This is a genomic window from uncultured Blautia sp. (genome assembly GCF_902497045.1).
Lineage (GTDB): Bacteria > Bacillota > Clostridia > Lachnospirales > Lachnospiraceae > Blautia_A.
In genome coordinates this window covers 1-13436 of the sequence record NZ_CABVDF010000061.1, presented here as the reverse complement: position 1 = coordinate 13436, position 13436 = coordinate 1, and the positions used below count along the sequence as shown (strand labels likewise).

At 39.8% G+C, this 13436-nt stretch carries 9 protein-coding genes; 1 reads left to right on the top strand and 8 read right to left on the bottom strand.

Annotation, left to right across the window (positions count from 1 at the left end):
- Positions 1–12: 12 nt before the first annotated feature.
- The 6 genes from RDS42_RS06440 to RDS42_RS06415 all read right to left on the bottom strand — a co-directional run bounded on the left by RDS42_RS06440 (position 13) and on the right by RDS42_RS06415 (position 9582).
- Positions 13–813: an AraC family transcriptional regulator gene (locus RDS42_RS06440; protein WP_173752636.1), complete on the bottom strand. Its 801-nt coding sequence runs from the start codon at positions 811–813 to the stop codon at positions 13–15.
- Positions 814–1075: 262 nt separating this feature from the next.
- Positions 1076–2566 carry a UDP-glucose--hexose-1-phosphate uridylyltransferase gene (gene galT, locus RDS42_RS06435; RefSeq protein ID WP_173752635.1) on the bottom strand — a complete coding sequence of 497 codons (1491 nt, stop codon included), beginning with the start codon at positions 2564–2566 and terminating at the stop codon, positions 1076–1078.
- 20 nt (positions 2567–2586) lie between these two features.
- On the bottom strand, positions 2587–3579 hold the full coding sequence (gene galE / locus RDS42_RS06430; protein WP_106789751.1) for a UDP-glucose 4-epimerase GalE: 993 nt from the start codon (positions 3577–3579) through the stop codon (positions 2587–2589).
- 31 nt (positions 3580–3610) lie between these two features.
- Entirely contained in the window at positions 3611–4891 is a 1281-nt protein-coding gene (locus RDS42_RS06425) for a galactokinase family protein (protein ID WP_173752634.1), read from the bottom strand.
- 84 nt (positions 4892–4975) lie between these two features.
- The gene (locus RDS42_RS06420) at positions 4976–6373 is read right to left on the bottom strand and encodes an MFS transporter (protein ID WP_173752633.1); all 1398 of its coding nucleotides are present in this window, start codon (positions 6371–6373) and stop codon (positions 4976–4978) included.
- Between the two features lie 170 nt (positions 6374–6543).
- The gene (locus RDS42_RS06415) at positions 6544–9582 is read right to left on the bottom strand and encodes a glycoside hydrolase family 2 TIM barrel-domain containing protein (RefSeq protein ID WP_173752632.1); all 3039 of its coding nucleotides are present in this window, start codon (positions 9580–9582) and stop codon (positions 6544–6546) included.
- Positions 9583–9784: 202 nt separating this feature from the next.
- Between RDS42_RS06415 and RDS42_RS06410 the strand changes: the two genes are divergently transcribed.
- On the top strand, positions 9785–10648 hold the full coding sequence (locus RDS42_RS06410) for an AraC family transcriptional regulator (RefSeq protein ID WP_308782910.1): 864 nt from the start codon (positions 9785–9787) through the stop codon (positions 10646–10648).
- A 77-nt stretch (positions 10649–10725) separates the two neighbouring features.
- Here RDS42_RS06410 and mobC read toward each other — a convergent pair whose 3' ends face one another.
- Entirely contained in the window at positions 10726–11388 is a 663-nt protein-coding gene (mobC, locus tag RDS42_RS06405; protein ID WP_243873696.1) for a plasmid mobilization relaxosome protein MobC, read from the bottom strand.
- 861 nt (positions 11389–12249) lie between these two features.
- Positions 12250–13407, bottom strand: a complete 1158-nt coding sequence (locus RDS42_RS06400) for an IS630 family transposase (RefSeq protein ID WP_308782909.1) — start codon at positions 13405–13407, stop codon at positions 12250–12252.
- Positions 13408–13436: the final 29 nt, after the last annotated feature.

The window sequence follows — 13436 nt, the reverse complement described above, 5'->3', positions numbered from 1 at the left end:
TTAATCTATATGTTATGACAACATATCTTTCAGACATGTACTCCGATAGTCACTCGGCGATATTTTATATCTTTCCTTAAATACCCGGTTAAATGTCCTCTGACTTTCAAATCCACTGTCCAGGCAAATATTTGTAATAGAATCGCTCGTATTTTCCAAGCGATGACATGCATAGTTAAGTCTTGCATCATTAAGATACTGGTTGAAATTTCTGTGGAAGGTTTTGGAAAAGAGTCTGGATAAGACATATTTACTAACACCCAGATCTTTTGCCATTTCTTCCAATGATAACTTTTTCTTGAAATTTGCTGATATATAGGAAACCGTCTGATAGATAAGATCTTTGCTCCCCACATGACTCTTTTCTACCAGATTCAGTTTCCCTACGCAACGTGCTAACACAATTTGAAGATACGCCTGTGCAACAATGATATCAAACTGTTTCGTTTCCAAAATCGCATTGATAACCCTGTACACCTCCGGTTCAACCTTTTCAGCTTTTATAACCGGATATTCAGGTGCCATGGTTTGCATAATCTCTGCAAATTTACCAATCGTAAATGGCGATGCAATCAGATAAGTCGCTTTATTTACACCGGGTGTCAATACCTGATAGTGATGAATAATATCTGGAAATACAAATCCTATATCTCCTTTTTTCATATGGTAAAGTTCCTGCCCGACACCAAGCTCTAATGTCCCACTCGTTATGCAAACAATTTCCAGTGCATTATGAAGATGTGGCTCAATATGTTTTGACTTTTTATTTACCGCTATGATCTCCTCTTTTGTATCAACATATTTTAACTGCATGAAATACTCCCCTTTGCAACATTTGTCTATATCTTCTTTCGATTTGGCAAGCAATCCTTTTTCATCTATCCTATAATCAACTTGTAAACAAGGAAAGGAGGAATCGCAAATGAGCAATCTTAAAAAATATCTGAACAACCTTTTAGTATTCTACGCTGAATATTTTGAGCATCCATACCATGTATAAATACTAAAAGGACTATTTTGTGAAAACTGAACATTTTTTCTTAAGACCATTTCACAAAAATGAAGTGGTCCTTTTTTATAAACTTTTAACAAATCTTTTGAATGCAGCTTTCCCTTCCTCTGTTCTCTTATAAACTCCTGCATCCTCAAGAACTTTCGTAAATACAATTCCAATTTCTTTCTGTACAATAGAATGAATGTTGCTGTCTGTAATCTCGTATTTTGACAGCCATTCCTCTGCCCAGTCAGCATGAGCAGCCATTGTTTCATTCTGTCTCAGGTCCTCATGATTGAGAATTGCCTGTTCCAATTCTGCCATTTCTTTTTTCAGTCTGGCAGGTAATACAGCCAGTCCCATAACTTCGATCAATCCAATATTTTCTTTTTTAATATGATGGTACTCTGCATGTGGATGAAAAAGTCCGAGCGGACAATCAGCGGTTGTGATATTATTACGCAAAACCAGATCCAGTTCATACAGATTTCCACGTATTCTTGCAATCGGCGTAATTGTATTGTGTGGCATACCATTTGTCTCACTGAAAATATCAGCTTCCGGATCTGAATAGACACGCCATTTTGTAAGGATATGATCTGCAACCTCTACAATACTCTCCGTTGTTCTCCCCTGCAGACGGATCACTGACATCGGCCACTTTACAATTCCTGCGTGTACATCTGGATATCCTTCTAATTCAAATTCCAGTTCATAAGGTGCTTTTGCCATGGCAAACACATACCCGCCACCCTGAAAATGATCATGACTTAAAATAGAACCTCCTACAATCGGAAGATCCGCATTGGAACCTGCCGTATAATGAGGAAACTGTTTAACAAAATCAAGCAGCTTATCAAACGTCATCCGGTTAATCGCCATCGGAATATGCTTCTCATTAAAAATAATGCAATGTTCATTGTAATATACATATGGTGAATACTGTAAATAATACTGCTCCCCACATAGAGTGATTGGTATGATCCTATGGTTCTGTCTTGCCGGATGTGAAAAATGACCTGCATACCCTTCGTTTTCCCTGCAGAGCAGACACGCCGGATATCCAGATTTCTTTGCTGCAGCAGCTTTTGCAATATCCCGTGGATCTTTTTCCGGTTTTGACAGGTTAATCGTGATATCCATCTGACCAAATTCTGTATCCGTTGTCCACTTTTCATCCTTTATAATCCGGTCTGTGCGGATATAGTTTGTTGCCTGGCTGAAATGATAATAAAAGTCGGTTGCAGTCTTTGGAGATACCTGATATTTTTCTTCAAAAGCTTTTCTTACCACAGACGGAGCCGGTGTCAGAATCCCCATGATTTTTGTATCGAAAAGATCCTTCATCGTCACTGTATCATCCTCTAAGATTCCCTCTGACAGTGCAAATGCAAGCATATCCTCTAAAATAAAGTGTAAATCTCTCGGCTCTACAGATGCGTTCGGCTCCTGATAATCCTGTTTTTGAAACAGTTCCAATAAACCATTTGTCACATACACTTTATCCGCATCCTCTATCAGTCCGTTTTGCAGTCCATATGCTACCAGTTCTGAAATCAGCTGATCAATCATTTTATCTTTCTCCCCTCCTACTATGCTTCATAACCATTTGGATGATTTTTATGCCAATTCCATGCTGTTGTAATAATCGTCTCCAGATCATCAAATTTTGGTTTCCATCCAAGAATATCTTTTGCTTTTTCACTGGATGCAATCAGCGTTGACGGATCTCCCGCTCTCCTAGGTTCTTCTTTTGCCGGAATTGGATGTCCAGTTACTTTTCTGGCTGTTTCTACCACTTCTTTAACTGTAAATCCAACGCCATTTCCCAAGTTGAAAATATTACTGTCATTCCCTTTCCTTAAATATTCCATGGCAAGGATATGAGCCTGTGCAAGATCATTTACATGGATGTAATCCCTTACGCATGTGCCATCTTTTGTCTCATAGTCATTTCCAAAGATAGAAATATACTCTCTTTTTCCATTCGGCACCTGTAAGATCAGTGGAATTAGGTGTGTTTCCGGATTGTGAGCTTCCCCAATCTTTCCATTTGGATGTGCTCCACATGCATTAAAATAACGTAAGGATACAAAACGTAAATCATGGGCATTCGCTGTCCATTTAAACATCTTTTCCATGGAAAGTTTTGTTTCTCCATAACAGTTTGTTGGAACCGTGCGGTCTGTTTCAAGAATCGGAATCCGTTCCGGTTCTCCGTATGTGGCTGCTGTTGATGAAAATACAATCTTGTTGATGCCATGTGCAACCATACTTTCCAGCAATACTTCTGTTCCGCACAGGTTGTTATTGTAATATTTGAGCGGATTTACCATACTCTCACCGACCTGCGAATTGGCAGCAAAGTGAATCACTCCATCAATATCTTCTTTTTCAAATACAGAATCAATAAATGCCCTGTCCCGGATATCTCCCTGATAAAATTTTGCATCCGGGTGCACAGCCTTACGAAATCCTGTTTCCAGGTTATCTACTACTACTACATTTTCCCCTGCCTCGATCAGCTCATACACAGTATGAGAACCAATGTAACCAGCTCCACCTAATACTAAAATGCTACTCATAGATCATTTCTCCTTTTCTTTGTTTTCGTGATTATAATACTTTTATGCCACCATACTTACGGATCTTTAATACTTCACAGGAACCTTTTCCAAAGATTGTATCCATCTCCTTCTGGTAATCCGGAACTAAATAATTTGGAACAAATGCCTGTATGGTTCCTGCAAATCCTCCTCCATGAACTCTACATACACCTTTTTCTCCGAATATCACATCACTCAGTGCCAATGCAATAGACACGTTCTGATGTTGTACATCATGGCAAGTATAGACGTTCTGAAGATATTTAAAAGAAGAATCTCCGGATTCTTTCACATTCGCCAGGAATTTTGGAAAATTATCCTTTCTTAATGCATCTACTTCCTTTTTGACACGTTCATTTTCACATACAAAATGCAATGCCCGAAGTGCTGCACGATCTCCTGCCAGCTCACGTATCAAAGTAATATGGTTCAAAATCTCTTCTTTTGGCACTTCGCCAAGGAACTCTTTTCCAAAGCACTTAGCAGCCTGTTTCATTTCCTGTGGTATTGCCGCATAATCCGGCGTCAGGTCTGCATGTGACCCTTTTGTGTCTGTAATACATAAGCTATACCCATAAGCGTTCATATCAAAGTCAACCTGTTCCACAATCGGATTTTCCGGATCCGCAAAGTCAATATGCACCAGACTTCCTACTGAACACGCCATCTGGTCCATTAAGCCGCATGGTTTCCCGAAATATATATTTTCTGCATACTGACCAATCTTAGCAATTTCAATCGGAGTAACTTCACCATCATTGTACATATAGGATAGAATCGTCCCGATCAGTGTTTCAAAAGCAGCTGAGGAGGAAAGACCTGCACCAATCAGCACTTCACTGGTCACATATGCCTGAAATCCTCCGATCAGATGACCATTCATTTTCATCTTGGCAAGCACACCACGAATCAGAGCATTCGTGCTTCCTTCTTCTTCAATCTTTTTCTCTAGGTCATCTAGCCGAATCGTAATCAGGTTACTGTAACCATCCGACATCACTTTCACGAATGGTTCTTCCAGTTTTTTTACAACTGCGATTGCATCATTGTTAATGGACGCCGCCAGCACTTCCCCATGCTGGTGATCCGTATGGTTTCCGCCTATCTCACTTCTGCCCGGTGCACTGAATATTTCTATCTCGCCTTCACCAAAATATGCCCTGTAGCTGTCGATTGCTTTCAAATACCGTTCTTTTTCCTGTGGGATTCGATTCGAATCAACGTACAATTCTGTTAATTTGTTATCAAAAGAATTTACATTCAATAATTTGATTGCTTCTTCTATTTTCAAAATACCACCCCTATATTGTTTTGTAATATGGAAAAAGCATTGTCTATCGAACACCGATCAGACAACGCTTTTTCCTGTCAAATTCTAATCCATGTCTGATGCATCTGTTACTTCGTCTGCAGTAATTCCTTTTTCTGCTTTCAGTTTCTTATTTGCACCTTCTACATTCATTCTTGAAAGCACAAACATGATCAACACATCAAAGATCAATGGAAGCCACAGATACATAAACTGCATCATATTAAGTGCAGACTGTGGCTGTGTTGCATTCGTTCCAACATAACCGCTGAATTCAAGCATCCAACCGACAACAGCAGTTCCAATACCTCCACCGATTTTTACACCAAGAGAAGTGCAAGAATACATCGTACCATCAATTCTCTTTCCCTGTGTAAGATAAGTGTATTCAGAGCAGGATGCGATAACTGCATTCATATCTCCCTGCCAAGGTCCCTGTCCTAATGCTGCAAGAGCTGTAAATGCCATCATAAGCGGAACACTACCCATATATCCGGCAACGACAACAAGTGCTCTACCGACAACTGCTAAGATATAACCTCTTAAGTTCAGTTTGTACATGCCTTTCCACTTACCAACTAAGGTTGGTGTGAAAATCAAGGCAATGATCAGAGGAATATTAACTGCCCACGCAAACTGTCCGAACAGATTCTTATTCTTCAGTACCCATGTCATATAATAAATACCGGCTCCAATCATGGCACTGTATAACTGCTGTAAAATGTAAGTTCCACAGATCATCATATAATATTTGTTTTTGATAAGAAGCTTAAATGCCTGTACCATTCCGTACTTCTCATCTTCATTTTTTACTTCTCCTTCGTTAAGTTCCTCTTCTGGAAGCTCCTTAACAGAAAGAGCAGAAATCGTATTTACAATAAGACCAATGATTGCATAAATAATGGCTACAGTTCTCCATGCAGCTGCGTCTCCACCACACTTATCGACAAATCCGACTGTAATTGCCTGAATCAGAAGGCTTGTCGAAAATGCAAAGATGAAACGGTAAGATCCCATCTGTACACGTTCTTTGCTGTTCTTTGTGATGAGTGATGTAAGTACTGAGTATGCAATATTATTTGCGGTATAAAATACACCATTTAACAGTGTATAAGAGATAAAGAACCATGCATATTTAGCAGTTGTTCCCCAGCTGACTGGTACTGCAAAACAGCAGACTAATGTAATGGCACATCCAATATAACCATACAACATCCATGGCTTTGCTTTTCCCATCTTGCTGTGTGTCTTATCGATCATAGATCCAAAGAATATATCCGTAAAACCATCAAATAATTTTGATACGGCAATCAGGGTACCTACGACACCAGCAGCAAGTCCTACTGAGTCTGTCAGATAGACCATCATAAAAGATGTCAGGAACGCATAAACTACATTACCTGCGATATCACCCGAACCATATCCTATTTTGTTATACCATTTTAAATACTTTTTTTCTTCCATAGAATTCTTTTGCTCCTCATATTCATCGCACTTAGAATCTCAAGATGCCTAACAGTATGATGCCTAATTCTAAATTTTTTCGCTTTGTTTTTGTCTGATTGTTCTGTATATCCGGACTTTACAAAACAATCAGACTCTCCTTCCTTGTTAACGGGTTACCTAAAACCTTATTATCCCTTTACATACGGAACCAGAGTAAACTGGAACCGGAATAATACATCATTAAATCGATACTGATCCAATACAACTGGACCACAACTGTTAGAACCTATTCCATTTAATGCATAGTCAACACAAAATACTACGCTGTCTGATTCTGTCAATTCATAATTATGCGTTTTCTTCTCAAGTTCTTCCTGTGTATAATAAGAAGCATTGAAGGAAAATGCCTTTTCTGCGGATGCCACAATTCCATATCGACTATTGTTAAGTTCTACATATTCGCAATCATAATGGCTTCCATTCTCCTGTGGACGGATATAATCTTCATGCAAATCCCCTATATTTGCCCGGTACAAACCGTGGCTTGCTGCCTGATGCTTATCACGATAGCTTTCCTGCGGTCCCATCCCAAAGTATCTGACATCTGCAAGTTTCTTATCCAAGAACATTCTCACACCAAATCTCGGAAGATCCGGGAACTCTCCATCTTTTGTGGCCTCAATATCTGCGTCTATTTTTCCTGCCGCATCTATTGTCCATGTAATCGTCACATCAAGAATCTTCTGCACTGTCTCTGCCACAACGGAAGCATGACTTGTAATCTTCACACCATGTTTTCCCTGCACAACCTCTGTCGTATAGGCTCTTGTATAAGCCTTATCATAGTGGGCTTTCCTCCATTCAGATTTGATGTACATATCGTTATCTGTTGGGGCTCTCCAGATATTTAACTCCATCGGATGGTTCAGATATTCCCGTCCTGCGAATTTCATCTCCGTGAAGAGTGCAGTACGTCGATCTATTGTATAAGCAAATTCACGACCTTTAATGTGAATCTGTGTATCATTTTCATTTACCTGTAATTCAGAATCTGCTGATGTTTTTTCCAGCCACTTCTCTGCCAGCTGGCATTTTGCGTCTTTCTGACTTACCTCGATTTCATCAAATCCCAGAATGTGGTCTTTCTCCAACAGTGGCATTTCTTTTTTCAACTGGTAAATAAGTTTCAGATAACATTTTCCATTCTCTGGAACATTGATATTCAGACTTATTTTTCCTTCACTATGTGGTGCCACAGAAACTTCTGCGAGTTTTCCTTTACTGATCACGAGTCCATCCTGTGTCAGTTCATAGCTGATTTTTACATAATCCTTCAGATCATCAAAATCCATATAGTTATGAAGAACCAGTTCCCCACTTTCTTTATCATAGGAAACAACCCTTGCCGGGCGATAAACATTCTTGTATTCCAAAAGTCCTGTGTGTACAGTTCTGTCCGGATATACTAACCCATCCATGCAGAAATTGCCATCATGAATTTCTTCTCCATGATCTCCTCCGTAGGCATAGATTTTCTTTCCATTCTCAGCAGTGCCATGAGCAATCGCATGATCACACCACTCCCAAACAAAACCACCACACATTTTATCGTTGTCCTGAATCAGCTGGAAATAATCTTCAAAATCGCCAGGCCCATTTCCCATGCTGTGGCAGTACTCTACCAGAAGGAATGGTTTGCTTCCGTCCTTGTCCAGATATTCCTGAATCTCGGAAAGTGCCGGGTACATACGACTATACACATCCAAGTTGCTGTAATCATATGTTTCATCATAATTACGATATCTTGCACTCTCATACTGTGTGATACGATCCGGATCAAATTTCTTTGTCCAAGCAAGTGCTTTTTCAAAGTTGCAGCCATAAGCACTTTCATTTCCCATAGACCACATGACAATACAAAAACGGTTTTTATCACGTTCTACCATGAGTTTCACACGGTCAACAATGGCTGCTTCCCATGCCGGATCATCTGCAATCTTTTCATTCCATCGTTTGAACCGGTTATAGTCTGTGTCTTCCTCTCGGTAAAGCATGAATGGACCATGTGCCTCAATATCCGCTTCATCTATCACCATAAATCCATATTTATCACACATTTCATAGAAGAATGGTGCATTCGGATAATGGCTGGAACGGATTGCATTAAAATTATGCTGTTTCATTAACGTAAGATCGGTTGTGATCTGTTCCACACTAATTGTAAATCCAGTAACTGGATCGGAATCATGACGATTGACACCACGGAATTTAATCTTCTGCCCATTTAAATATATAACCTGATCTTTAATTTCTATCTTTCGTAATGCGATATGATCTACAATTACCTCATTTTCCGTCTCAAGAATCAGTTGATACAGATATAGATTTTCTGTATTCCAAAGCTCCGGATTTGCAATCTCTAACACCGCTGTTCCTTCTTCGGCAATACTTCCTACTGCGACAACTGCTCCATTTTTATCTTCAATCGAAATTTTTACATTTGCTGGAGAGTAGAATTTCACATCAAGCTCTATCTTTGCAAGCATATCCTCAATCTTGGTTTTTATATGATAATCGCTGATTGCCTGCTCCGGACGTTTCAGAATATACACATCCCGGAAAATACCACTCATACGGAATTTATCCTGATCTTCCAGATACGAACCATCACACCACTTCATGACCAGAACTGCTATGCTGTTTTCTCCGTCCTGAAGGAGATCCGTAATATCAAACTCACTGGTCATATGGGAAACCTGGCTGTATCCTACATAAGAGCCATTGATCCATACATAAAAGCAACTATCTACGCCTTCAAAGTTCAAGAAGGCTTTTGGTGCATTTTCATCTTTGTGATAAACAAAGGTATGTGCATATGCTCCACATGGAATATCCTGCGGTACGTACGGTGGATCGAATGGGAACGGATACCGGATGTTTGTATACTGATGTGTGTCATATCCTGCCATCTGCCATACACTCGGAACCTGAATCTCATCAAAATTTTCTGTATCATAATCTTTCTCAAAGAAAGGGTCCTGAACATCATAGATGCTGTTAAAATACTGGAACTTCCAAGTTCCGTTCAATAACTGCATTCGGTCTGACTCTTCCCTGTGCTCCACCAGGTTATCCATTCTTTTGGATGCCGGAATATAATAGGCTCTGGCTGGCATTGTATTTTCATGCAGTACGCTTAAATCCTCATAATAACGTGGTACAATCATAAATAACTCTCCTTTAATACATATACATTTTTTTGCACTTTGTTTTCCCACAGCAAACCTTGTTCTTTACTTTTATGTTTACGTTTCTTTGTTTTGCTATATATAGCTTATCCTAATCTGCAAAATATGTCTATGAATTGGATTAGACAAAATATGCACTAAATGATACAATAACAAGAAAAAAGAAAAGAGGTTCTGCCATATGTATATGAATACCGATTATTTAAACCACTCCCATATGGATTTCAAAGACAAAAGTCGCCCACTGGTTGTAGGAAGCTGCGGTACTTACCGCCTTTCCAGCCATCCAAAGTTACCAACCTACCGTCCAAGGGGACGCCTGGATTATCAGATTATCTATATCACTGCTGGTTGTGGGCATTTTCATTTTGACAATGTGGATAACGAAACGATTGTCCCCGCCGGTAATATTGTACTGTACAGACCGAAGGAACTTCAGAAATATGAATATTATGGGAAAGATAAGACCGAAGTATACTGGATTCATTTTACAGGCAGCAATGTAAAAAATATCCTACGGCAATATGGATTCCCGGATAAAGAGCGTGTATTTCAGGTCGGAACCTCTATGGAATACGAACAGATTTTCAAGCGCATTATCATCGAGCTTCAGCGTTGCCAGGATAATTATGAAGAAATGCTTGTCCTTCTGCTCCGTCATCTTCTTATCATCTTTCATCGGGAACTGACCAGGGAACATATCTTAAAAAATGAATATCTGGATCACGAGATGGATAACGCCGTTACCTTTTTCAGTGAAAATTATAACCAGAATATTAGCATAGATGATTATGCTGCCTCACGAGGAATGAGTGTCAGCTGGTTTATCCGGAATTTCAAAAAATACACCGGTTCCACACCAATGCAATTCATCGTTGGAATCCGAATCAACAATGCTCAGATGTTACTTGAAACAACAACCTATTCCATCAATGAAATCTCTAAAATCGTCGGATATGATAACCAGCTGTATTTCAGTCGGCTTTTCCACAAGCTGAAAGGATATTCACCGAGAGAATACCGAAAGCTGAGAAACAAACTCTGAAATCCATAAAGAGGATACCACGGAATCATCAGGTCAATGATTTCGTGGCATCCTCTTCTCTCTTTTCTATTCTATTCTTATTTTATGAACTCAACCGAATAATAATACATATACTCATTATCTGTATCTATATACTCACCTCTAATATCCTGTATCGGCAACGAGCTCACTCCTTGTTCGCCATAGATCAGTGCTGCCAATCCTTGCTCTGTTCCGTACTCTATCGTGCTTTTATTCTCTATAGATGTTGCAGATCTGCCATAATATTCTCTGTTTGCAACACCTTCCAAGATTGGCGTTTCTGTCATATATTTTGAATATTCATCTGCTGCAATAAGCTTTGTAGTAAAATTATCAAAATCCGGTGTGATGACAATCAATCCATTTTTTGCAGATTTCATATTCTGATAGGAAAGTTCCAAAACCTTCTTATGAGAAATTCGTTTTCCAGACTGGTATTCTGACAAGTAAACATACAATGTTTCTCCATCTGTATGCAGCTTTCTTGCAATCTGATTAATATTTGTAGTAGCTCCACGAAGCTGACTGAGAATATCTGCAAACAGCTGGTTCAATCTTTTCAGTTCTTCCACTTCCTCTGTAGAAGCTATCTTCAAATCTGCGATTGCTTTTATTACAACTTCCTGCTGTGTTCTTCCGGATTCCTTAACCTTACTCTGAAGCAGATTGTATTCCTCTTTATTCATCCGTATGGTTACTGTATAATTTCGTTTTCTCATAGACTTCTGTCTCCTTTCTTTGCCTGATTTTTCATTCTTTATTAACAGACACAGCGTTCTGGTGCATATTGGCAGGAGATTTATAAGAGAGTGCAACGCTCTCTTATACAGGTGCAGGGTGCATGACGTCCAGTGGACGTCATGCACCCTGCACCGACCGGAACGGCAGCGGAGACAAGTCCTCGTCAATCAGTAAGTGTTCCGTAGGAATATCCGGTGGACATTTCGCAGGGATATTTACGCTATTGACGTGCCGGGGTTCCAAGGGGGCACATAACGTCCAGTGGACGTTAGCTCTGTGCGGACCGGAGCAGAGCGGAGACGTGCCCTCTGGCAAGTTTAGGAACAGCCCAAAGGCTGGCTCCGGTGCAGAGTGGCTTGCCACTTTGCGAAACTTGCCTGTCATCTCCCCACCACTGAACCGACACCCACCAAGCCATATTTTCCACCCTACGTTATCAGATCAAAATGGAGATGACGGTGGTTTTGTGGTGCAGGGACAGACTGTGGAAGAAATAGAAAAGCTCCCATTTCGATAGATTTTCTCTTTCTGAAACAGGCTGTTCATGCATCACTCCGATACGAAGTATCGGACAATCATATGCCGTATCCAGCACTCTATCTCTTTTCTTCGCCTTGCTTGTTCAATCCACCCATCTGCCAACGCTTTTCTGTTATATTTTCCTGTTATTTCTGTCTTTCTTTTTCTGAATCACTTTCCATTTCTGCTGAAAAGCATAAAAATAGCAGTCATAAACATTTCTCCAATTCATAATGTCTGAAATGCCATCACTGCCATTGCCTTTTTCTGCTATTCTGTTTTCGTAAAGCTAGTATAACGAATATTAAATAATTGCTATATTAAATTGATACTGCTTCCTCTTCACTGATTTCATCCATTTTATACTTCCAGTGATAAACCACGGGTTCACGGTTCACTTCGTCAAAGTACTTGTAAATTCGTTCTTCCAACTCCTGTTTGGTATTGACACGAATTCCTCGAAGCATCTGTCTGGTCATCTTGCTGAAGAAGCTTTCAATCATGTTTAACCATGAGCCATGTTTTGGTGTAAACACAAATTTAAAACGTCCCTTTGGCATAGTATCCAGAAAGCGCCGTGTTTCTTTGGAAGTATGTGCAGAATGATTATTCAGGATGATCCGAATGGTATCCTGTGATGGATATTTTTTGTCCAGTATCTTTAAAAACTCAATAAAATCAGAACTCTTATGGGTCTCACTTACTAACGGAATTGCTTCTCCAGTGAGTAAATCAATGCCAGCCAGTAAAGAGAGCGTTCCCAGACGTTTGTATTCTGCATCACGATATACTTCCCCATGTTCTGATGTCGGGCGTAAATCCGGTGCCGTATTGGAGATTGCCTGAATGCCCGGCTTCTCATCATACGATACCGTAATCGTCAGTTTATAATCGTCTGGAACAATGAGATCACCATTTTCATCAAACTGCATTTCAATCTGCTTATAAACCAACAGAACCTCATGCATTTTTGATTCAAAATCAGGATCCCGTTTTTCACAGTAATATTTGATTTTAAAGGGTTTCATATCCTGTTCCTTAAGAAATTTCTGGATATACGGTTTGGTAACGGTTGAAAGCCTTGGATATCCCGCTTCTTCTGCATGTTTCTGAATGTATTTGTGGAGAGAGGTCAACGTCCACAATTCCTGTGCATAACCGAGTTCTGTCGGTCTCTGACACGCAATATGAATCATCCATGCTTTTGCATCATCAGTGATTTCCGATGGACGTCCAGGACGCTGAACATCAAACAGTGCAGCATCTAAACCGCCTTTCTGAAACTTCGAAATACAAAGGCGTACCGTTGCAGTACTAATGGCAAGTTTATCAGCAATTTGCTGGAATGTCATTCCATCGGCTTTATATAAAAGGATTCTGGCACGGTCCACAACTTGTGCCTGAATGGTTCTCTTTTTGGATAATGCTTTAAGGTAATCTCTGTCTTCATCTGACAGAGGAAGATATGTTTTTCTCATAGTGTTCATCCTTTCTTAGATAACACTAT

What these genes read in the sequence shown, in the direction of transcription:
- RDS42_RS06400 (WP_308782909.1), bottom strand. Translation starts at nt 13,407, where the DNA reads ATGAGAAAAACATATCTTCCTCTGTCAGATGAAGACAGAGATTACCTT.
- galE (WP_106789751.1), bottom strand. Translation starts at nt 3,579, where the DNA reads ATGAGTAGCATTTTAGTATTAGGTGGAGCTGGTTACATTGGTTCTCAT.
- mobC (WP_243873696.1), bottom strand. Translation starts at nt 11,388, where the DNA reads ATGAGAAAACGAAATTATACAGTAACCATACGGATGAATAAAGAGGAA.
- RDS42_RS06420 (WP_173752633.1), bottom strand. Translation starts at nt 6,373, where the DNA reads ATGGAAGAAAAAAAGTATTTAAAATGGTATAACAAAATAGGATATGGT.
- galT (WP_173752635.1), bottom strand. Translation starts at nt 2,566, where the DNA reads ATGATTGATCAGCTGATTTCAGAACTGGTAGCATATGGACTGCAAAAC.
- RDS42_RS06410 (WP_308782910.1), top strand. Translation starts at nt 9,785, where the DNA reads ATGTATATGAATACCGATTATTTAAACCACTCCCATATGGATTTCAAA.
- RDS42_RS06440 (WP_173752636.1), bottom strand. Translation starts at nt 813, where the DNA reads ATGCAGTTAAAATATGTTGATACAAAAGAGGAGATCATAGCGGTAAAT.
- RDS42_RS06415 (WP_173752632.1), bottom strand. Translation starts at nt 9,582, where the DNA reads ATGATTGTACCACGTTATTATGAGGATTTAAGCGTACTGCATGAAAAT.